Origin of the sequence: Acinetobacter sp. ANC 4218 (assembly GCF_002135245.1) — a bacterium.
GTDB lineage: Bacteria > Pseudomonadota > Gammaproteobacteria > Pseudomonadales > Moraxellaceae > Acinetobacter.
The window spans coordinates 21781-41648 of sequence record NZ_NEGD01000010.1; the positions used below are offsets into that span (position 1 = coordinate 21781).

The following is a 19868-nucleotide window of genomic DNA, read 5'->3' on the forward strand; positions in this document are numbered from 1 at the left end:
ATAAGCTGAATCAATAATCAGGTCTGAATTTTCCGGCTCAGGATTAACCTTCAAGCACCGCTAAAATGTCAGACTCTTTCATAATAAGAAGTTCTTCGCCTTGTACTTTTACCGTTGTACCTGCATAAGTGCCGAATAATACTTTGTCGCCAACTTTTACATCTAAAGCACGCACACCGTTGTCAGTAATCTGGCCATTGCCTACTGCAATGATTTCACCTTGAGCCGGTTTTTCAGCAGCAGAACCTGGAAGCAAAATACCGCCAGCAGTTTTAGTTTCTTCTTCAACACGACGAATAACTACGCGATCATGTAATGGACGAATGTTGCTCATTGGAAACTCCATCAGACTAAGTCTTTTATTAGTGAAGTAATGATGACTTTGTTATTCCATCGGTCATCATCAAATAATTTCGATGACACTTTTGTGGGGATGGAAAAAAACGCTTCAAGGGGCAAACAAAAAAAATTTGCTGTTTTTTGTATTTTTTTTATTCAAGTCCGATATTTCTGCATTTAATCAGCACTTTCTTCTCTTAACACAAATTCTTTTTGCTGATTGTTAAAATAATAATGCTCTACATCAGCATTTGGATAAATCAGATTCAGACTGTTGGGTAAGCCCCGATGCAAACGGTAAGACGTTGCAGTTCCCGCATGAATATCCAACACCGGATGGTCTGCCCCTAAATGGTAAATCTGGTTCAGATCATACACCGCTGATTGATGCAGATGACCATGCAATAGACCATTTAAACCACTTTGACTCCACGATTCCAAAGCCATACGCCCCAGCATTGGACAATCCTTGATGCCATGCGGATTATCCGGCGGTGTATAAAATGGCTGGTGCGCCACAATAAGTTTGATTTTACGCTTGGGAGCCATCATCAGCCTTTGATCAATTTGCTGAATTTGCTCCAGGGAAATATGGCCCCGAGTATGATAACGCCGCCGAATACTGTTGACGCCAATCAGATAAAAATTCTTGGTTTCCAGCACAGTTTCCATATGACCAAAGAAAATTTTATAGCGGGTAAAGGGACTGAATATCCGGTTCCAAACATGGTACAAGGGAATATCATGATTACCGGGTACCACCAGATAGGGTAGATTTAAACTTTCCACAAACTGTTTGCAATCATAAAACTGCTTATAATGGGCGCGCTGGGTTAGATCCCCGCTTACAACCATACCCTCCAAAGGATATTGCTGACAAAATAGACGGATTGCAGCCATACAGGCCGGCCTTTCCGTACCAAAATGCAAATCAGATAGATGTAGAATCATAAGGAACCATTATTTTCAATGCATGCTTGCGTACGGAAATATGCAGCGGGGGCTGCATTTCCACAATCTCACCATCCAGTGCAAGAGTCAGTTTTTTGGCTTTGGAATGTATTTGCACCTTGTCGGCAGAAAAGCTATACACATCTGGTGCATGATCAAGATTGCCTCGAATCAGTTGCCATAAAATTTTAAATAAGGTGGGTTTATCGCTTTTCGCCACCACCACACCCACAACCTTTCCCAATTCAGCACATTTGGCAATGCGTAAATTCATCTCTGCAAGTTGTAACTGATTATTACCAAAAAAAATCAGCGGAGTTTTGACGGGATATTTTTTACCGTCAATTTCCACTTCCAGTTTCAGCTCTTTGCGATCACGAATTAGCACATCTAGCGCTGAAGTATAGGCATGTAAAGCAAAACGGCCAAAACGCCGGTTATAGAGTTCACGCCTTTGTATGAATAAGGGATAAAGCCCCAAGCTGGCATTGTTTAAATAGATATGATCATTAATTTGTGCCACATGGACTGCACGGATTTGCCCTGTCGCGATAACATCGGCCGCTTTGAGCAGATCAAGTGGAATATGCAACAAGCGGGCAACATAATTGAAGGTTCCCAACGGAAAAATACCCATAGGAATCTCGGTGCCTATCAATTTGGTAGCCACCGTATTAAGTGTACCATCCCCACCCGCAGCAACCACAATACCAATTTCTTCTGCCTGTAGATGGCGTGCGATGATTCTGTCCATAAAACTGCTAAAATCTGTTTCAGCACTAATTTCAAATGCCTGAATCTCATAACCATAGGCCGTTAAATTTGTCATAAGCGGCTCATAGATTTCATCTTTATTGGCTGCATGAAATCCTGATTTTTCATTATAGATAAGGGACAAAGGCTTGGCAGAAACTGACATTTTTACTACTTTTTTGAAGCAATTGCTCTAATTTCGTCCAAATTATCGACAATTGAAAGCATCTTTATGTAAAATTCGAATTACCACCATTTATTAAATCAATAGCGATCACCAAGAAAATAACAACATTAAACCATTGTTTTTTAAATAAATAGTTTAAATAAATAACACTCATAAAACTGGTAAATGGATCAATTAATAAACGAACAATGTTTTAACTTATTGTTTTTAATGATTTAAAAAAATAAACATATAATATTCCAATCTATTTCAGCTACTTCTTTAGTCTTATTTTTTTTATGATTTTATGCTTTAATACAGCCACTTTTTTTTTATATTTTCATCCTGGCGATGTATCCCATTGCCTGGATTGTACTTTGTACATTTGAATCGTACATATTTGAGATAGGCCTCACCATGACCCAAGTGAACGCACCAGAATTCGTTCGTAACCCTAAGCTTATTGCATGGGTGGAAGAGATTGCTAAATTAACCAAACCGGCAAAAATTGAATGGTGTGACGGTAGCGCAGAAGAATATCAACGTCTTATTGACTTGATGATCGCTAACGGCACTATGCAAGCACTTAACCCAGAAAAACACCCTGGTTCTTACTTGGCAAATTCAGATCCTTCTGACGTTGCTCGTGTTGAAGGTCGCACATTTATCTGTTCAGAAAAACAAGAAGACGCAGGTGCGACAAACAACTGGGAAGCGCCTACTGAAATGCGCGCTCGCCTGAACGGTTTGTTTGATGGTTGCATGAAAGGACGTACCATGTACGTGGTTCCTTTCTCTATGGGTCCTTTAGGTTCTCATATTGCACACATCGGTATTGAGATAACCGACTCTCCTTACGTAGCAGTAAGCATGGCTAAAATGGCTCGTATGGGTAAAGCTGTTTACGAGGTACTTGGTACTGATGGCGAATTCGTACCATGTGTCCACACTGTAGGCGCTCCGCTTGAAGAAGGTCAAAAAGACGTAGCTTGGCCTTGCAACCCAGAAAAATATATCGTGCATTATCCAGAAACTCGTGAAATCTGGTCTTATGGTTCAGGTTACGGCGGTAACGCACTGCTTGGTAAAAAATGCCTGGCATTACGTATTGCATCCTCTATGGGCCGTCAACAAGGCTGGTTAGCTGAACACATGCTGATCCTTGGCGTAACCAATCCACAAGGTGAAAAACACTACATCGCTGCTGCATTCCCATCAGCTTGTGGTAAAACCAACTTTGCAATGTTGATTCCACCAGCAGGTTACGAAGGCTGGAAAATTGAAACTGTAGGTGATGATATTGCCTGGATCAAACCAGGTGAAGACGGTCGCTTATATGCAATCAACCCAGAAGCTGGTTTCTTCGGTGTAGCACCTGGTACCAATACCAAAACTAACCCGAACTGTATGGCGACTTTAAGCCACGACGTGATTTACACTAACGTTGCCGTGACTGACAACGGTGAAGTATGGTGGGAAGGTCTGACTAAAGAAGTACCTGCTAACCTGACTAACTGGAAAGGTCAACCACACGTTGCTGGTGAAAAAGCTGCGCATCCAAATGCACGTTTTACCGTTGCTGCGGGTCAATGCCCTTCAATTGATGCTGACTGGGAAAATCCGGCAGGTGTTCCAATTTCTGCATTCATCTTCGGTGGTCGCCGTGCAGATACAGTGCCGCTAGTTTCAGAAGCAATCGACTGGGTTGACGGCGTGTATAAAGCTGCAACCATGGGTTCTGAAACCACTGCTGCTGCTGTTGGTCAACAAGGCGTTGTTCGTCGCGACCCATTTGCAATGCTTCCATTCACCGGTTACAACATGGCAGACTACTTCTCTCACTGGTTAGAAATGGGTGAAAAAGTCGGTGCGAAAGCTGCAGCTGCTGGCAACAAGCTTCCTGGCATCTACAATGTAAACTGGTTCCGTCGTGATGCTGAAGGCAACTTCGTATGGCCTGGTTTCGGTCAAAACATGCGTGTTCTTGAGTGGATCATTGACCGTTGTGAAGGTCGTGCAGATGCTGTTGAAACACCAATTGGTCGCGTTCCAACTTACGAACAGCTGAACTGGACTGGTTCTGACTTCACTAAAGAACAGTTCGAGATGGTGACTTCTCAAGATAAAGATTTGTGGATCAAAGAATTTGAAAGCCACTCTGAATTGTTCAACAAACTGGGTGACCGTTTACCAGAAGCGTTGAAAAAGCGTCAAGCTGAACTTTTAGCTGCAGTTCAATCTGCTTAATCGCTAAATAAAAAAAGGCCGCACAAGCGGCCTTTTTTTTAACTATTTGTTTAATAATAAGATTGTATAACTTAACAACAGCCATAAAAGGGGAAACTTCATGTTAAAAACACTCACACTGACTGCCTGTCTGCTTAGCATGTCTACTTTGGCAATAGCCAAACCCGAGACACCTGAACAGCCTGCTCTTCACATTTGCGCAATCAAAGGTACACCTGACTCTAGCCAGTTTCAGATCAAAAAGCGCATTAAAGTGGCTAAAGGGACTTATGGCAGCGTAGAAGAACTGTATTCACGTTTTGCAGAACGTGCTCATCAAGTCGGTGGCAACGTGGTCATTAACTACAATGCCAGCCAGAGATTCGGTTTCTGGCCTTGGCGTTTTGTACGCCCCGTGGTTTGGGGTACAGCCGTGAAATGGAATACGCCGGTAAATTGTAAAGAACTCGGCGGCGTTGAAATTTAAGTACAGCCCACCGCTGAAACTTGAATGAAGATCACAACTAAAACTTGCTGTACCCAAAAGATCGCTCAGGCGGTCTTTTTTCTTGTTGAACTGCTTAAGCTGCAGTATCGCTTGATCTTGTCAGCAGTAACTTTAAAAGATATTGATCCAGTTGCTGTATTTCATCGCTACTAAATTGAAAACCGAGTTTGCTTCTGCGCCATAAAATATCCTCACTGGTTCTCGCCCACTCCTGATCGACCAGATAGTCTACCTCTCTAGCAAACAGTCCATGGCCAAAGTTTTCACCCAATTCATTGATACTGGAAATATCCTTTAAAAATACCCATACCCTTGAACCATAAGCATGTGCCCAGCGCGAAGCCAATGGCAAAGAAACATCATCAATGCCCTGCATAAGCTGCTGTATTAACAGCTCAACTGAAACCAGGTTTTCCGCACCCGGTAACAATGCTTTTTCAGTCCAGGAACTATGCATGTCAGGAAAGTTCGGTGCCAAATGCACCATTGCTGCTTCTGCCAGTTTTCGATAAGTGGTGAGCTTGCCGCCAAATACCGAGAGTAAAGGTGCATCACTTTCCTGCGCATGCGATATTGCCAAAGTGTAATCTCGGGTAACAGCCGATGGATTATCCGACTCGTCATCACACAAAGAGCGCACACCTGAATAGGTATATAAAATATCCTCAATCGTCAGCTGATGCTTAAAATGATCATTATAAATATCCAGCAAATAATCCACTTCCTGTGCGGTGATTTTGACCTGATCAAGATTGCCCTGATACTCATGATCAGTGGTACCAATCAAGGTATATTGCTCCAGATAAGGAATTGCGAAAACAATACGCTGATCATCATTTTGCAGAATGAAAGCTTTATCGCCCTCATAAATTCTAGGCACGATAATATGACTGCCCTGAACAAGACGTAGACCATGTGGTGATTGCTGTTTTAAATTGTGCTCAATAAACTGGAACACCCAAGGCCCAGTAGCGTTAACCAGTGCTTTTGCCTGTAGCTGATAACTACCCTGTGCATGTTCTAGATGGATATTCCACACGCCATTTTCACGGTAAGCAGCGGTACAACGAGTTTGTGTGGCAATTTTAGCGCCCAGCTCATGGGCCTGCATGGCATTTAAAACCACCAAGCGCGCATCATCCACAGTACAATCCGAATACTCAAAACCCTGCGTCATTTCATCTTTTAAAGGACTGCTGGCCGGATCAAAATGAATATGCCGGGAAGCAGCTAATTTTTTCCGCTTGCCCAAGTGATCATAAATAAATAAACCGGTCCATATCAGCCAAGCGGGACGTAAATGCGGCTGATGCGGCATGATAAAACGTAAGGGACGAATGATATGCGGCGCTTTGGCTAGCAGGATTTCCCGCTCCAGCAAAGCTTCATGTACCAAACGGAATTCTTTATATTCAAGATAACGCAAACCGCCATGAATCAACTTACTGCTGGCAGAGGAAGTATGGCTGGCGAGGTCATCCTTTTCACATAAAAAAACCGACAAACCCCGTCCTGCAGCATCAACGGCAATACCCACGCCATTAATACCACCACCAATCACCGCTACATCATAGACCGGATGACTCACTTGCATGTCCACCTCCTCTAATCCTGTTCAGACAGTAAACTTAAATTTCTTGTTGTCTCAAGAAACCTAACACTATTTAAAGTGAAAGGACACCTAATAATTGTCATTCACTTCAATGCAGACAAAATGAATCAAGTATTTATTTTTTTTATTCTGAGGGCATCAGCTTTCCAGATGGTCACATTTGGAAAGCTTTTTTATGGAATATACACTGCCTCAAGATCGTTAAAAAATCGGGCTTATGGCATACTGAATAGAATAATAACACCGGGATTTTTTGAAGATGAACAAAAGCTATAAATTGTTGGGTTTAAGTTTGCTTGCGCTTGCACTGACTGCCTGTCAAAGTACTCCGCGCCAATACAATGGTAATGTCGGCTATCAGATTGAAAGCCAGTCTGCCAATAGCGCAACATTGACTTATACTTTGGCTATTCGTCAAAACCAGAAAATAGATGAACAGAAATTACAGCGTGCCTGCCAAAAAGTATTAGGCTTAAATAAACAATATAAATTAACGATCCTGAGTATTAATGAAATTGCCAATCCGGAAATACAAACTCCACACTATGGTCGTCAACTGGGCCAGAGCCGTACCAGCATAAGTCTTAGCAACACCCCAGACTTATATAATAGTGAAAATATGGCTACTCGCCAGTCGTTAGAAGCGCGTCCAAGCACCTTAAGTGTGGTTCGCTATACCTGCTCTTAAAACTTAATAATTTAGACAGAAATAAGACGCTATTTATAGCGTCTTATAAAAACTGACATTACGAAACTCTGGTGATTCGTCCAGATCTGGCCAAGTCGTGGCACTGTGCTCATCCAGTTTTTCATATTTAGGATGGCTAAAATTTTTCACCCGACTGTCTGCCACCCATACTTCCGGGGCAAACTTTAGAAACTCATCTAAAAAGAAGCGATTGCATTGGTCATACAGTACATCTGCGGCCAGTAGTACATCAACCTGTTGTGCTTTATATAAATCATCCAGATATTCAAGTTCTACATTATTCAATGCTGCATTGGCACGACAGGCATCCAGACTGACTTGATCGATATCACAACAGATCACCCGCTTCGCTCCTGCCATTTTCGCTGCAATTGCAACCACACCCGACCCCGCACCAAAGTCGAGTACCACCTTGCCTTTCACATGATGTGGTTCAGCTAAGAGCCACTGTGCCATCGCAAGTCCTGAAGCCCAGCAGAATATCCAGTATGGCGTATCATTCCAGATCCGACGAATCACTTCGTCATCGAGTTTGTCTGTCGGAAAGACCGGTGGAATCAGCCACAGTGAAATGGGTGTTTCAGGCAATTGCTGTGCCATCAACTCACAGTTTGGAATCACTTCATGCAAGGCATTCAGCAGATGTTGTGGCGTTTGGGGAAATTGGAAAGTACAGCTCATGCTTAAGCCTTGGCGATGATCTTATTGGAACTTATAAAGGGATTTGATACGCGACCAAGTCATCCGCAGCTGTTCGAGGCAAACCTAAATTTATTTAAAATTGTTTCTGCGACATTTCAGATTAAATGACACAAAATGCCGAGTTCTGCGGGTGACAAATGGTTTTGGTTACTTTTGCCGAAACAAAAGTAACATACGAGCTTCTTACATCGATCGTCACAACGGTAAGACTCCGTCGTGACTTCACCATCTTTTAATTAAAAGATTAACCTAAAGCCTTTTCAGCAGCTTCAACAGTTTGACGAATCAAAGTGGTAATCGTCATAGGACCTACACCACCTGGAACTGGTGTATAAGCAGAAGCCACTTCTTCAATACCAACCAACTGGATGTCACCTACACCACCGCCATCACGTGGATGGAAGCCAGCGTCAACAACTACTGCACCTGGTTTAATCCAGTCTTTTTGAATCAGTTCAGCTTTACCTACCGCACCAACAATGATGTCCGCTTGCTTAACGAAGCTAGCAAGATCTTGCGTACGAGAATGGCAAATCGTTACTGTTGCGTTTGCTTCAAGCAGCATTGCCGCCATTGGTTTACCCAGAATCGCAGAACGACCCACAACCACCGCGTGTTTACCCGCGATTTCAATGTTGTTTTCTTTCAGAATGGTCATGATGCCTGCTGGTGTTGCAGAACCATACGCGGCCTCACCCATTGCCATACGGCCATAGCCCAGGCAAGTTACGCCATCGACGTCTTTCGCCAGTGAAATGGCATCGAAACAAGCACGCTCATCAATTTGTGCAGGCACTGGGTGCTGCAACAAAATACCGTGAACATCAGGATTGGCATTGAGTTTTTCAATTTCAGCCAGTAATTCTTCAGTCGTGGTTTCTTTCGGAAGTTCAACTTTCAATGAATCCATACCGACACGGCGGCAAGCATTTCCTTTCATACGCACATAAGTTGCAGATGCGCCATCATCACCCACCAAAATAGTCGCAAGGATTGGAGTACGACCTGATTTTGCTTTTAACGCTTCTACGCGAGTTAACAAATCAGCCTCAATTTTCTTTGCCAATGCACGACCATCTAATACTAATGCCACGGCACTTCTCCCAAATGTTGATATGAATCAATTTCGCACATTCTACATGAATATTTTAAATATTTTCCGTTATATGCTGCTTTTCTGCACATCTGCATAAATCTACTATTGTTTTTTTTTCAGGGCTTGATAATATACGCAGCAACAAGACATGGCGGGGTGGCAGAGTGGTCATGCAGCGGACTGCAACTCCGTGTACGCCGGTTCGATTCCGACCTCCGCCTCCAATCTTGTTAAGCCCGAGTGGTGAAATCGGTAGACACAGGGGATTTAAAATCCCCCGCCCACAAAGCGTGCCAGTTCGAGTCTGGCCTCGGGCACCATTCTTAGCCTACTAAGATGGTGTAAATAAAGAACCCAGCATTAAGCTGGTTTTTTTATGCCTAAAATTTAGCAACTCATATTTTTATTCTGAATTGCATTCCACTATTATGCTCTTTGGGTATTATCCCGCAGAGCGCAAATAGTTCTCCAGGTCCTGCTCCAGTTTTTGCTGTAAATGAACTGGCTGAATAATCCTGACATGTGGTAGCCAATACCGCACCAAAGGCAATAACTGCATTTCGTGGCGAACCTGACAGCTGATTAATAATTCTCCCGATGTGGATTCCTGCTCAATCTGCTGCTCGGGAAACAAACGCCGCTCTTTAAAAAATACCGCAACCTCAGCCTTTACCTGGATAAAAACCTGCTGTTTTTGCTGTCCAAACCAGATGCTTTCCTCATCAGCCAGTATTTTTAATATCTCGGCATCATGTTGGAAATTTTCTGCCTCAAATAGCAGTTTCACCTGCTGAATCTGACTTAAGCGATAAGTCTGCAGTTTTTTCTGAAAGACACCCGCCAAATACCAGATGCCATGATGATGGATTAAACGATAAGGCTGGATGATTCTGCATTGATCACGATATTGCATCTCAATCCATTGACGTTTATAAATCGCAGCGCTAAGCAGCTTAAAATGTTCAGCAAACCGTTTGCTATCTTCAAAATAATAGCCTTTTGCCGAGAAGACCTGATTCGCCCGCTCGTCCAGCAATTCGCGTAAAAAAGAAATATCCAGCGTCGGGTAAAGCTCACTAATTCCCGACAATTGCGCAAAATTCTGGATATCCTGCAGTTTAAAACGGCCTAAATAGGAAGGTTCCAGATAATAGCGTTTAGTGTTTCCATCCTGAATCAAAGGCAAGTATGAATTAAGCCGATCAAAGTCCCGTTCAATGGTTCGGGTACTGACCTGAAACTCACCCGCCAGTTCTTGTACACTTAACTGATGCCCTATATTCAGTTTGGTTAAAATATTGGCCAAACGCTCTGCGAGGCGCTCATGCGTTGACGCATTGCCCTTCATAAACACCCTCTTTGTGCAATAAAAGCACAATACCTAAAATGCTAAAATTTTTTAAATTATCTAAAAATTATACTACCAATCAAAAACTTAATTTTAAATATTTATTTCAACTTAAGCCTAATAGGATAAACTTGAATCAGGATTTGAAACGGCTGGTGACACCTTTTGTCGGCGGTTTGGGATTAAGCCGTTCAACATAACGCTCAAGATGCAGCATCGCTTTATAAAACTGATGCAGATTAGAAGGTAATACCTGATTGCAAATAATGGCTTTATGCAATCGCTTCAAGGCGCGTAAGCCATGTTCAGATGTATAAGGAGCTGAGACTATTTTCATAATATACTTCCTTTTATTACATGACGTTTCAATTAATTCCAAACAATTTAGTCGGATTATTCTAAATCTTAATCTACTCCCTGGTTTTGACAGGTTGTGTCGAACAATCGATATTTTTTACCATTTTTTAAAATTTTATAACCTTATTTTTATCTATTAATTTAAGTTACTTATCATTTTTATTGTAAGCAAAATAAAAGCCAACATATGTTGGCTTTTAGTATTTCAATCACAGGAATGATTAGAGGATTTCTACCACAACTTTACCAACATGTTCACCGGTATCCATCACCGCATGAGCATCCTGAATCTGGTCAAACTTAAAAGTTTTATAGATCATCGGCAAACATTCTCCTTTTGCCCACAGCGGCGCGACATGTTGCTGCAAACCTTGCGCAATTTCAGCTTTTTCTGCTGTGTTACGTGCACGCATGGTTGAACCGGTAATAGTCAGACGCTTCATCATGATTTGACCGAGTTTGACCTCTTTGGCTTTTGCACCACCCAAGAATGCGATATAAACCAGACGACCATCACGACGCAGCAGATTCAGGTTTTTCTCCAGATATGGCGCCCCCACCATATCCAAAATGACGTCAACACCGCCATTGTCGGTTTGCTCGTTAATCACTTGCTCGAAGTCTTGAGTCTTATAGTTGATTGCCGTGGTTAAATCCGAAATTGCTACCACTTTTTCATCAGTACCCACAGTGGCAAAAGTTTTAATCCCCAAGGATTTACAGAGCATCAAAGCAGTTGTACCGATCCCGCTCGTTCCCCCATGCACCAGCACAGTTTCCCCTGCCTTGGCTTTACCCATCTGGAATACATTCGCCCATACGGTAAAGAAGGTTTCAGGAATCGCGGCTGCCTGAGTAAAGCTCACACCTTCAGGAATATTCAAGGTTTGGCTTTCAGGTACCACGCAATATTCCGCATAACCGCCGCCATTGGTTAGGCCGCAGACCTTATCGCCAACCTTAAACTTAGAAACCTCAGTTCCTACAGCCACCACTTCACCAGCCACTTCCAAACCCGGTACAGGCGTTACCCCTTTAGGCATTGGATATAGACCTTGACGCTGCAAGATGTCAGGACGGTTAATGCCAAATGCATGCACTTTCACCAAGACTTCATCTGCTTTAGCTTCAGGTACTGCAACAGTTTCGTAAGCCAGTTTATCCACGCCGCCCGGTTCTGTGATGATGACTTGTTGCATAGTCGTTTGTGACATAATTTATTCCTGATCTATTCATTACTTTTTAAAATTTACTGCTCTATTTGAACATAGAAATAGCCGCGAATGAATAACTGTTGACTTATGTATAATCTCCCTACTATTCAGCAAAATGATATGAGATTGAGCATGGCAACCATTCAAAAAGCTGAAATGCAGGATATGGAATCTATCTTAGACATCTGGCTCAATGCTTCCCTACAGGCACATGATTTTATTCCTGCTTCTTACTGGGAAAAGCAGTTGCTTCCGATGCGTGATCTTTACCTGCCTTTAGCCGAAAATTATGTGATCAAGGAAAATCAAACTGTCGCAGGTTTTGCATCCTTATTAAGATCAGAATCGGCGCTGGCTGCACTTTTTATTGCGCCTCATCACCAAGGTTTGGGATACGGTACGGCCTTGATTGATTTTTTTAAACAGCAGTGTGATGAATTGCATTTAAATGTCTATACTGAAAATACCGCAGCGGTCAATTTTTATCGGCAGCAGGGCTTTAAAATCATCAGCCAAGCCATGGATCAAAACACCGGTCATGCGGAATTAAGCATGACTTGGTCCAAGCATTAATTGGGAAAATATCAGGAAAGTTTATGTCAGCCGTCATTGAATACAATGAAGATAATTATAGTAACTTTGAATGGTTTGAAGGATTTGCTGTGATTCGTTTTTATGCCAACTGGTGTGCCCCATGTGTACAAAATTTTCCTGTATTTGAACAGTTGGCAGCACACTATGCTACGGTAAAGCCCGAGATCAAATTTGGCAAGATCAATGTCGATCAATCCCCGATTCTGACCCTACGCTATAACGTTTACGGTTTGCCTTCCACACTGATTTTTAAAAACGGACAAATCATTCAACGGATTGCAGGGGTGAAAAGTTTGAATGAAATGAAAAGCATTGTTGATTCAATGAACTAATCTAAAATTATTGTGGTTCAATGATAAAAATACCCAATTGAATATTGCATAGTCATTTCAAGTGCATTGCTTTATTTCTATTTTTATTCAATATATTGTGAGCCCCACACCCACAATAAAAAATGCTCAATTGTTATGGATTTAAAAGTCATTTTCCTATTTTGCCTGTTCCCTGGTTTGGGCGTTATTTTCCTCACATGGTTGTTGCATTTTCAGTGGGCCTGGCTATTTAAAACCGTGATTGTTTTTGAAATTGTGGTTGCAATTTTGGTATTTGTCATTGAGCTGGATGCAAAAAAAACACCCGGGAATAGCGGCTGGATCATGATCTTTGCAGCCGTCTTTCAAATCTATTTTGCCCTACTGCTTATGTTGACCCGCTTGGTGATCTGGCTGAGAAAAAAACGGGGCTAAAGCTGATACATTCACCCCATCTCTTATATACATGGTTTTGACAGTTTTTTAATCAAACCGAAGTGTTTTTTACTTCGGCATTTCTACAAATTGCATCAGGAATTTACGCACCAATGGTAGCATCACCAGAATCAGTGGAAATGCCATCAGCCATGATAAGCTCCAGGCATGTAGCCACAGAGAAAAGAAGCCATCAACCAAGCCTTTATTCAGCAACAGGTTAAAGCAGGAAATTGCACCACTCATGATGCCCGACAGGATAAGTGGCATCAGCCAAGTCAGATGTTTCGGGTGGAATTTTGGGAGATTATTTTTCATCATTTAACCTAATCTTTTTAAATCGTGAATCGAATTACATACGTGCAATTTCTACTGCTGCCTGATCAATCTTTCCGGAGATTTCACGGATTTGCTCTGGGTTCAGTTCGGTATGTTGAATCTTCAGGCGCAATGAAGTTTTCAGGTTTTCCATCGCACGTTTGATATCGACATAGTGTTCGTTATTCTGGATTTGCTTGCGTGTGTTAAAGCGGTCGAGGATTTTTTTTACTATTTCCTGATTCTCTTCAAGATGTTGAAGACCTGTAGGTGTAATACGGTATTGCTTACGATCATCGGCACTCAGTTCAGCCTGAGTATAGTGATGTTCTTCGAGATAATTGATAGTCGGACAAATAGTGCCTGTACTCGGCTTGTAGTTCCCGCCTACCAGTGATGCCACATCTTTAATGATGTCGTAGCTAAACTTTGGGGATTGAGCAATGAAATGCAGCACCAACAGCTTCATCTGTCCGGCTTCAAACAGGCGTTTACGCGGTGAAGATATACTTTCGATGTTCTCAATATGATTGGAATTTGGCATAACTAAGATATACCTTAATATCAATTAAGATATATCTTAATATTTCTATTATTATTTTTAAAGTTAATTTTTGCATTTACGACAAATTATGTCGCTAGAAACCTATAACTCTTTAATCTTATAAGAAAAATTATATATACTTATCAAAAAATTACTGTGGTAATTCAAAATGATTGCCAAACTTCTGCTGATAATCAGCTCGCTTCTACTATCTATACTTATTTTTTTAATAAGCCACGAAGATCTATGGCTAAATTCAATTTATTTATGGTTTGCACTCAAAATTAATCAATTTACTGATTTCTGCATAAGTTCAATGTACGACAATCAATTTTTCATCTCGATTTTGATTTATTTTTTTATCTTTTTCTTTTGCCTTTTCATTGGAAAAATCTCCATTTTACTTGGAAAAACTGGAGCAACTGATTCAATTTCTACAAACTCTATTACCAATATTGAGCCTGCTAATGAATATTTTTTGCCAATTTACTTAAGCTATATTTTAGTTGCTATCAGTATTAGTACATTCAAAGCATTTTTTATCATCTTTATCCTAATAACGACTTTATTATATTTTTCTAAATCAGCTTTCTTCAATCCTATTCTTTTAGTTTTAGGGTATAAGTTCTACCACATCACAAACACTAAGGGTTTGAAAATACTACTAATTATAAAGTACGATATTAAAAATATTAGTGACTTTAAAATGCAAGATTTAACTAATTCGATTACTGTTAAAAAGATCAACGAATATACATATATTCAATTTTAGATAGGAGTTAATTCACACTTATGGATATATTGCTTGGCAAAGTAGGAAAGTCGATTAAAAAAGTATTATATCAGCAAGAAATTTCTGTCTTTGCTGAATATCGCAATCTTGATTTACAGCATGCAATTTCCTACTCACCTAATTCTTCTTTAGATGATGACCAATGGTTCTTTTTAGACTCATTACCTTCAAAAAATATCAAAAATCCCATTACAGTTTGCCTAAATGCAAATAGTAATGATTGGGTTCAAATTTCATCCGATGAATATACTTCCATCCGTTTTCTAACATTAATTGATAAGTTAAACAGCCGTGCTTTCTATCAAAAAGTACCAAATTCAATGCTAATCAAAAAACCACGATTAAATTGGACAGGTTTAAATGACCAACCAAGCATATCAGTTGATCCAATTATTTTGATTAATGAAATTCCTGATGCAATTTATGATGAATCTACGGAAAGATTGTATTTCAAAGACATTTCTAAATTGACAGACATTTTCAGAGGAATTGATCAACAATTTAAAGAAGCAACTGAAGTTGAAGTTAGCAACTTTGTAAATTCAAATATTTTTGATACAGCTTCAGGATTTGATATTAAAAAAGTTTCAACTCCTGTAAGAAAAAAAATTAATGCTGTTCAAGCTCGTTTTGATTCTTTTTCCGCTAGTGAACAAGTTCAATTTATTAGTAATGTTCAACAATATCTCAGTCATATTACCTTCAAAAATGGCAAATTTATCATTAATAATAATGAAGACGTACGTGATTTAGCTGATGCTCTAGATCAAAGATTTCATGAAACTCCAATTACACGAGAGAAAAGAAGAACACAATCATATCGTTCTATGTAATAAAAAACCCGCCTTTCAGCGGGTTTTTTTAAATCAATTCAATCTATTATAGACGAACCAATTCCACAATCTTCTCAGCCAGTTCCTCAACCGACTCTTGAGCGAAGCTTACATCTGTACCTTCTGCAACAGTAGTAATCACAGCAATACCTGTTTCACGAAGCAGTGCAACTTGAGCAGCATCAAGGTCAGCTTTCGCAATCACGACAATACCTTGTTGAAGCAACAGGTTTTCAAGTGCTTGCGCATTTTCCAATGCTTTGGCAGACACCGTAATTGACGCAGGTTTTTGACCCAAACGCGCTGCACGGTCTTCCGCAGTTACAGGGTTGCTGTGCACAGTCCATTCAACAGACTCTTCCACCATACCCGCACCAATCGTGACGTTGTTCAAACGATCAATGAAGATAAACGAACCGGTATAACGGCTGTCTTGATAACGGTCAAACACCACTGGCGCATCAAATTCAACAGTCACATTGGCAATGGCATTGAGATCAAGATGATCCACTTGCATGTGCTCAAGCGTATTCACATTGGTACGGAAGTTAATGCCAGTCACTTTAGCAGGCACCGTTTGTGTACCAATTTTGATGTTATACAACTTGCCAATGACCAGCGGTTGATCCGCCATCCATACCACAGTCGCTTTAACCGAACGTGAAATGGCAGGAATGCCCTGATCTGCACGAACCAGCATATTACCGCGTGATACGTCAATTTCATCATTCAGCGTTAATGTCACCGCTTGACCAGCAAAAGCATGTTCAAGGTTGCCATCATAAGTCACGATTTCTTTCACTGTTGAAGTCTTACCCGATGGTAAAGCCACAACTGTATCGCCGACATTGATTTCACCCAACGCAATCGTACCTGCAAAACCACGGAAGTCGAGGTTCGGACGGTTCACATATTGCACAGGGAAACGGAAATCACGTTTCGCGGTATCACGGTTAATTTCTACAGACTCAAGCGTACCCATCAAGGTTTCGCCCGTGTACCATGGCGTATTTGGCGACTTGTTCACCACGTTATCGCCATTCAATGCAGAAATAGGCGTAAAGATGATATTGCTTGGCTTACGGTCGCCCAATTGGCTTACGAAGTTGGCATAATCAGCCTGAATTTCATTGAAGCGTGCTTCAGAGAATTCAACCAGGTCCATTTTGTTGATCGCAACAATAATGTTCTTAATACCCAATAAACTTGCAATATAGGTATGACGACGGGTCTGGGTTTGTACACCATAACGCGCATCAATTAAGATGATCGCAAGGTCACAAGTTGAAGCACCTGTCGCCATGTTACGGGTGTATTGCTCATGCCCCGGAGTATCGGCAATAATGAACTTACGCTTTTCAGTAGAGAAATAACGATACGCTACATCAATAGTAATACCCTGCTCACGTTCAGCTTGCAGACCATCAACAAGAAGTGCCAAATCAGGTGCATCACCAGTCGTCCCGACTTTTTTAGAGTCACGGGTAACAGCTTGCAATTGATCTTCATAAATCAATTTTGAATCGTAAAGTAAACGACCGATTAAAGTCGATTTACCATCATCCACGTTACCGCAAGTCAAAAAACGCAGTAAGTCTTTATTTTCGTGTTGTTTCAAATACGCCAAAATATCTTGGCTAATCAGTTCAGATTGATGAGACATCGCTCAAACTCCACATACTTTAGAAATCGGGTTCAGATCGAAAAATTAGAAGTAACCTTCTTGTTTTTTCTTCTCCATCGAGCCTGCTTCATCATGGTCAATCATACGACCTTGACGTTCTGAGCTGGTCGCCAAGAGCATCTCTTGGATAATTTCCGGCAAGGTATTGGCAGTTGATTCAACTGCACCCGTAAGCGGGTAACACCCTAAAGTACGGAAACGTACCGATTTCATTTGTGGAACTTCTCCCTCTTGTAGAGGCATACGTTCATCATCAATCATAATCAGTGTGCCACTGCGTTCAACCACAGGACGTTCTGCAGCTAAATAAAGTGGTACTAATGGAATGCTTTCTAAATAGATGTATTGCCAGATATCAAGCTCAGTCCAGTTTGATAACGGGAACACACGAATACTTTCGCCTTTGTTCACTTTACCGTTGTAAAGATTCCAAAGTTCTGGACGCTGGTTTTTCGGATCCCAACGGTGTTTACTGTCACGGAACGAGTAAACACGTTCTTTGGCACGTGATTTTTCTTCATCACGGCGCGCACCGCCAAAAGCCGCATCAAAACCGTATTTATCCAAAGCCTGTTTTAAGCCCTGAGTTTTCATGATGTCGGTATATTTAGAACTACCATGATCAAACGGATTGATTCCTGCTTCAAGGCCTTCTTTATTTTGATGCACAATCAAATCGAAACCATGGGTTTTCGCCATGTTATCGCGGAAAGTGATCATCTCTTTAAACTTCCAGCCTGTATCGACATGCAATAGCGGGAATGGAAGTTTTGCAGGATAAAAGGCTTTTAAAGCAAGATGCAGCATCACTGCAGAATCTTTACCAATAGAATACAACATGACCGGATTTTCAAATTCGGCAGCCACTTCACGAATAATGTGAATACTCTCAGCTTCAAGCTGTTTAAGATGAGTAAGTCTTTCCTCAGTTATGGACATTGACAACACCAGCTCAGATCAACGTGTACTTATTACACTTTTAAAAATATATATATTCATTATAGAGATTTAGTTATCACATCTATTGCTTGTTTTATTATATTAATATGCATATTTGTCATATAAAGCTTAACTAATAAAGAGTATAAGTTTTTATTAATGATTTACTTAAATGATGATTTATTATTGTATTCAGAGATAATCCTCACCGCAAGCCAACATTAAAATGTACAAAATCTAATCTGATTGTTAATTCCTCTAAAACATCTATGTAATTCATGCTGAAAATTGCATAGAGTAACTAAACTTTCTCCCATCTCCTGTATTCTTTTGAATTATACCTATGCCAGACCGTACTATTGAATCCGTGAAATCCAGCCTGGAACAAGCACAGCTTGCAGGCCACATCTATCAGCACAATCAACATTTACTGGTGCTGCAAGAACCTTGGGGAGAGGATGGCTCCATCCTGAATAATTTTGTGCAACATGAGCTCACCGCTGACCAGATTGGGCTGCAATTTGGACTAAGACTTTCGGATAATCATTTTGATTTTTTGATTGGTGTCACCCATAGCAATCAGGATCGCAGCTATGAAATTGGTGCAGGCAATCTTAAGGCCGATCAAAAAGCCTTTAACTTGTTGTATGCTTTTTATAACTATCCCAAGGCATTTTATCTGGTGAGCCTGCCCATGACAGCCAGTAGTGCTCAGCTTGAACAGGCCATTGAAACACAACTGTTCAATCAGGCCAACTTGGATTTCTTGAAGACAGCCATCAAAACCAATCCGATGGGACAACAGGTCAACTGGATGAAAGCTTTTATTCTGCAACAGGCCTTGAACATGAAAGTCCGTATTCAAACCTGTTTACTTTAATCGTGCTTATTAAAAATATCATTCAGAGTTCATATCACAAATGATTGAAACTAGATAAATTTTTGCCAGCTAAAAAATGCAGTCTCATCGGCTGCATTTTTCATTTAAATTGAATCAATTTTAAACAATTAGCCTGCACAAACTCACTTGAGTCATGCTGGTAGAGCGCTACATTATCTGTTTATATGACTTATATAGAGCATAATAATGACGACCTCTATTTATCCTTGCCTGTGGTTTGGAAAAAATGCCAAAGCAGCCTGTGAATGGTATTACTCTAGTCTTCCGTATAATCACATGATTGCCACAAACGAATATGCGGCAAAAGAAAAAATCATTAAATGCGAAAATCAGACCGAGATTGATTATGACTGGAATAGCATCACGCTAAAAGGAATCGAGAGCCAATCTAGCTGGTGTAAAGACCAGTTTGGGATGAGCTGGCAAATTCACCCTGAAAATTTAGGCGAGATTGTTAAGCAGAATTCTCATGCACAAGCAACGTTATTTAAAATGAAAAAGCTACTGATTGATGATTTGATTCATGCCTGATCAC

At 40.8% G+C, this 19868-nt stretch carries 23 protein-coding genes and 2 tRNA genes; 12 read left to right on the forward strand and 13 right to left on the reverse strand.

Features of this window, described 5'->3' with window-relative positions; all coding sequences use genetic code 11:
- Positions 1-43 precede the first annotated feature (43 nt).
- The 3 genes from B9T38_RS10735 to B9T38_RS10745 all read right to left on the reverse strand — a co-directional run bounded on the left by B9T38_RS10735 (position 44) and on the right by B9T38_RS10745 (position 2209).
- Positions 44-334, reverse strand: coding sequence for a co-chaperone GroES (locus B9T38_RS10735; protein WP_016167026.1), 291 nt, complete (start codon positions 332-334; stop codon positions 44-46).
- A 182-nt stretch (positions 335-516) separates the two neighbouring features.
- Positions 517-1290, reverse strand: coding sequence for a metallophosphoesterase family protein (locus tag B9T38_RS10740; protein ID WP_086196792.1), 774 nt, complete (start codon positions 1288-1290; stop codon positions 517-519).
- On the reverse strand, positions 1271-2209 hold the full coding sequence (locus B9T38_RS10745; protein WP_086196793.1) for a diacylglycerol/lipid kinase family protein: 939 nt from the start codon (positions 2207-2209) through the stop codon (positions 1271-1273). Before B9T38_RS10745 ends, B9T38_RS10740 begins: the two co-directional genes overlap by 20 nt.
- Positions 2210-2626: 417 nt before the next feature.
- Here B9T38_RS10745 and B9T38_RS10750 point away from each other — a divergent pair, with 417 nt between their 5' ends.
- Both B9T38_RS10750 and B9T38_RS10755 read left to right on the forward strand, forming a co-directional pair.
- Positions 2627-4456 (forward strand): phosphoenolpyruvate carboxykinase (GTP), encoded by a 1830-nt coding sequence (locus B9T38_RS10750; protein WP_086196794.1) that lies wholly within the window; start codon positions 2627-2629, stop codon positions 4454-4456.
- A gap of 100 nt (positions 4457-4556) precedes the next feature.
- On the forward strand, positions 4557-4922 hold the full coding sequence (locus B9T38_RS10755; RefSeq protein WP_086196795.1) for a hypothetical protein: 366 nt from the start codon (positions 4557-4559) through the stop codon (positions 4920-4922).
- A 94-nt stretch (positions 4923-5016) separates the two neighbouring features.
- On the opposite strand, the gene glpD is transcribed toward B9T38_RS10755, so the two are convergent.
- Positions 5017-6537 carry a glycerol-3-phosphate dehydrogenase gene (gene glpD / locus B9T38_RS10760; protein WP_086196796.1) on the reverse strand — a complete coding sequence of 507 codons (1521 nt, stop codon included), beginning with the start codon at positions 6535-6537 and terminating at the stop codon, positions 5017-5019.
- 277 nt (positions 6538-6814) lie between these two features.
- Between glpD and B9T38_RS10765 the strand changes: the two genes are divergently transcribed.
- Positions 6815-7243, forward strand: a complete 429-nt coding sequence (locus tag B9T38_RS10765; RefSeq protein WP_086196797.1) for a hypothetical protein — start codon at positions 6815-6817, stop codon at positions 7241-7243.
- Positions 7244-7276: 33 nt separating this feature from the next.
- Here B9T38_RS10765 and B9T38_RS10770 read toward each other — a convergent pair whose 3' ends face one another.
- Both B9T38_RS10770 and folD read right to left on the reverse strand, forming a co-directional pair.
- Positions 7277-7945, reverse strand: a complete 669-nt coding sequence (locus B9T38_RS10770; protein WP_086196798.1) for a class I SAM-dependent methyltransferase — start codon at positions 7943-7945, stop codon at positions 7277-7279.
- 265 nt (positions 7946-8210) lie between these two features.
- Positions 8211-9059, reverse strand: coding sequence for a bifunctional methylenetetrahydrofolate dehydrogenase/methenyltetrahydrofolate cyclohydrolase FolD (gene folD, locus B9T38_RS10775; RefSeq protein WP_086196799.1), 849 nt, complete (start codon positions 9057-9059; stop codon positions 8211-8213).
- A gap of 153 nt (positions 9060-9212) precedes the next feature.
- On the opposite strand from folD, the gene B9T38_RS10780 reads away from it, so the two are divergent.
- A tRNA-Cys gene (locus B9T38_RS10780) sits at positions 9213-9286 on the forward strand.
- 10 nt (positions 9287-9296) lie between these two features.
- Positions 9297-9382 (forward strand) — tRNA-Leu (locus tag B9T38_RS10785).
- Positions 9383-9504: 122 nt separating this feature from the next.
- Here B9T38_RS10785 and B9T38_RS10790 read toward each other — a convergent pair.
- The 3 genes from B9T38_RS10790 to B9T38_RS10800 form a co-directional block, all read right to left on the reverse strand.
- Positions 9505-10410, reverse strand: coding sequence for a helix-turn-helix transcriptional regulator (locus B9T38_RS10790; protein ID WP_086196800.1), 906 nt, complete (start codon positions 10408-10410; stop codon positions 9505-9507).
- Positions 10411-10546: 136 nt separating this feature from the next.
- On the reverse strand, positions 10547-10747 hold the full coding sequence (locus tag B9T38_RS10795; RefSeq protein ID WP_086176233.1) for a hypothetical protein: 201 nt from the start codon (positions 10745-10747) through the stop codon (positions 10547-10549).
- Between the two features lie 241 nt (positions 10748-10988).
- A complete protein-coding gene (locus B9T38_RS10800) occupies positions 10989-11981 on the reverse strand; it encodes an NAD(P)H-quinone oxidoreductase (protein ID WP_086196801.1) in 993 nt (330 codons plus the stop codon).
- Between the two features lie 132 nt (positions 11982-12113).
- Between B9T38_RS10800 and B9T38_RS10805 the strand changes: the two genes are divergently transcribed.
- The 3 genes from B9T38_RS10805 to B9T38_RS10815 all read left to right on the forward strand — a co-directional run bounded on the left by B9T38_RS10805 (position 12114) and on the right by B9T38_RS10815 (position 13321).
- Entirely contained in the window at positions 12114-12554 is a 441-nt protein-coding gene (locus tag B9T38_RS10805; RefSeq protein WP_086196802.1) for an N-acetyltransferase, read from the forward strand.
- Positions 12555-12577: 23 nt separating this feature from the next.
- Positions 12578-12907 (forward strand): thioredoxin family protein, encoded by a 330-nt coding sequence (locus tag B9T38_RS10810; RefSeq protein ID WP_086196803.1) that lies wholly within the window; start codon positions 12578-12580, stop codon positions 12905-12907.
- A 135-nt stretch (positions 12908-13042) separates the two neighbouring features.
- Entirely contained in the window at positions 13043-13321 is a 279-nt protein-coding gene (locus B9T38_RS10815) for a hypothetical protein (RefSeq protein ID WP_086196804.1), read from the forward strand.
- 69 nt (positions 13322-13390) lie between these two features.
- On the opposite strand, the gene B9T38_RS10820 is transcribed toward B9T38_RS10815, so the two are convergent.
- Positions 13391-13639, reverse strand: coding sequence for a DUF2798 domain-containing protein (locus B9T38_RS10820; protein WP_086196805.1), 249 nt, complete (start codon positions 13637-13639; stop codon positions 13391-13393).
- A gap of 34 nt (positions 13640-13673) precedes the next feature.
- The gene (locus tag B9T38_RS10825) at positions 13674-14183 is read right to left on the reverse strand and encodes a PadR family transcriptional regulator (protein WP_086196806.1); all 510 of its coding nucleotides are present in this window, start codon (positions 14181-14183) and stop codon (positions 13674-13676) included.
- 169 nt (positions 14184-14352) lie between these two features.
- On the opposite strand from B9T38_RS10825, the gene B9T38_RS17210 reads away from it, so the two are divergent.
- Together B9T38_RS17210 and B9T38_RS10835 are read left to right on the forward strand one after the other, a co-directional pair.
- Positions 14353-14955: a KwaA family protein gene (locus B9T38_RS17210; RefSeq protein ID WP_086196807.1), complete on the forward strand. Its 603-nt coding sequence runs from the start codon at positions 14353-14355 to the stop codon at positions 14953-14955.
- Positions 14956-14975: 20 nt separating this feature from the next.
- The gene (locus B9T38_RS10835; RefSeq protein WP_086196808.1) at positions 14976-15809 is read left to right on the forward strand and encodes a hypothetical protein; all 834 of its coding nucleotides are present in this window, start codon (positions 14976-14978) and stop codon (positions 15807-15809) included.
- A 46-nt stretch (positions 15810-15855) separates the two neighbouring features.
- Here B9T38_RS10835 and cysN read toward each other — a convergent pair whose 3' ends face one another.
- Both cysN and cysD read right to left on the reverse strand, forming a co-directional pair.
- Positions 15856-17472, reverse strand: coding sequence for a sulfate adenylyltransferase subunit CysN (gene cysN, locus B9T38_RS10840; protein ID WP_086196809.1), 1617 nt, complete (start codon positions 17470-17472; stop codon positions 15856-15858).
- Between the two features lie 45 nt (positions 17473-17517).
- Positions 17518-18426, reverse strand: a complete 909-nt coding sequence (cysD, locus tag B9T38_RS10845; RefSeq protein ID WP_171263230.1) for a sulfate adenylyltransferase subunit CysD — start codon at positions 18424-18426, stop codon at positions 17518-17520.
- Between the two features lie 349 nt (positions 18427-18775).
- On the opposite strand from cysD, the gene B9T38_RS10850 reads away from it, so the two are divergent.
- Positions 18776-19312 (forward strand): hypothetical protein, encoded by a 537-nt coding sequence (locus B9T38_RS10850; protein ID WP_086196811.1) that lies wholly within the window; start codon positions 18776-18778, stop codon positions 19310-19312.
- Between the two features lie 207 nt (positions 19313-19519).
- A complete protein-coding gene (locus B9T38_RS10855; RefSeq protein ID WP_086196812.1) occupies positions 19520-19864 on the forward strand; it encodes a VOC family protein in 345 nt (114 codons plus the stop codon).
- Positions 19865-19868: the final 4 nt, after the last annotated feature.

Coding starts and splice junctions, on each gene's coding strand:
- B9T38_RS10735 (WP_016167026.1), bottom strand. CDS start 334: ATGAGCAACATTCGTCCATTACATGATCGCGTAGTTATTCGTCGTGTT.
- B9T38_RS10755 (WP_086196795.1), top strand. CDS start 4,557: ATGTTAAAAACACTCACACTGACTGCCTGTCTGCTTAGCATGTCTACT.
- B9T38_RS10800 (WP_086196801.1), bottom strand. CDS start 11,981: ATGTCACAAACGACTATGCAACAAGTCATCATCACAGAACCGGGCGGC.
- B9T38_RS10835 (WP_086196808.1), top strand. CDS start 14,976: ATGGATATATTGCTTGGCAAAGTAGGAAAGTCGATTAAAAAAGTATTA.
- B9T38_RS10855 (WP_086196812.1), top strand. CDS start 19,520: ATGACGACCTCTATTTATCCTTGCCTGTGGTTTGGAAAAAATGCCAAA.
- B9T38_RS10805 (WP_086196802.1), top strand. CDS start 12,114: ATGGCAACCATTCAAAAAGCTGAAATGCAGGATATGGAATCTATCTTA.
- B9T38_RS10750 (WP_086196794.1), top strand. CDS start 2,627: ATGACCCAAGTGAACGCACCAGAATTCGTTCGTAACCCTAAGCTTATT.
- B9T38_RS10770 (WP_086196798.1), bottom strand. CDS start 7,945: ATGAGCTGTACTTTCCAATTTCCCCAAACGCCACAACATCTGCTGAAT.
- B9T38_RS10740 (WP_086196792.1), bottom strand. CDS start 1,290: ATGATTCTACATCTATCTGATTTGCATTTTGGTACGGAAAGGCCGGCC.
- B9T38_RS10765 (WP_086196797.1), top strand. CDS start 6,815: ATGAACAAAAGCTATAAATTGTTGGGTTTAAGTTTGCTTGCGCTTGCA.
- B9T38_RS17210 (WP_086196807.1), top strand. CDS start 14,353: ATGATTGCCAAACTTCTGCTGATAATCAGCTCGCTTCTACTATCTATA.
- glpD (WP_086196796.1), bottom strand. CDS start 6,537: ATGCAAGTGAGTCATCCGGTCTATGATGTAGCGGTGATTGGTGGTGGT.
- B9T38_RS10815 (WP_086196804.1), top strand. CDS start 13,043: ATGGATTTAAAAGTCATTTTCCTATTTTGCCTGTTCCCTGGTTTGGGC.
- B9T38_RS10745 (WP_086196793.1), bottom strand. CDS start 2,209: ATGTCAGTTTCTGCCAAGCCTTTGTCCCTTATCTATAATGAAAAATCA.
- B9T38_RS10820 (WP_086196805.1), bottom strand. CDS start 13,639: ATGAAAAATAATCTCCCAAAATTCCACCCGAAACATCTGACTTGGCTG.
- cysN (WP_086196809.1), bottom strand. CDS start 17,472: ATGTCTCATCAATCTGAACTGATTAGCCAAGATATTTTGGCGTATTTG.
- B9T38_RS10795 (WP_086176233.1), bottom strand. CDS start 10,747: ATGAAAATAGTCTCAGCTCCTTATACATCTGAACATGGCTTACGCGCC.
- B9T38_RS10810 (WP_086196803.1), top strand. CDS start 12,578: ATGTCAGCCGTCATTGAATACAATGAAGATAATTATAGTAACTTTGAA.
- B9T38_RS10850 (WP_086196811.1), top strand. CDS start 18,776: ATGCCAGACCGTACTATTGAATCCGTGAAATCCAGCCTGGAACAAGCA.
- B9T38_RS10825 (WP_086196806.1), bottom strand. CDS start 14,183: ATGCCAAATTCCAATCATATTGAGAACATCGAAAGTATATCTTCACCG.
- B9T38_RS10790 (WP_086196800.1), bottom strand. CDS start 10,410: ATGAAGGGCAATGCGTCAACGCATGAGCGCCTCGCAGAGCGTTTGGCC.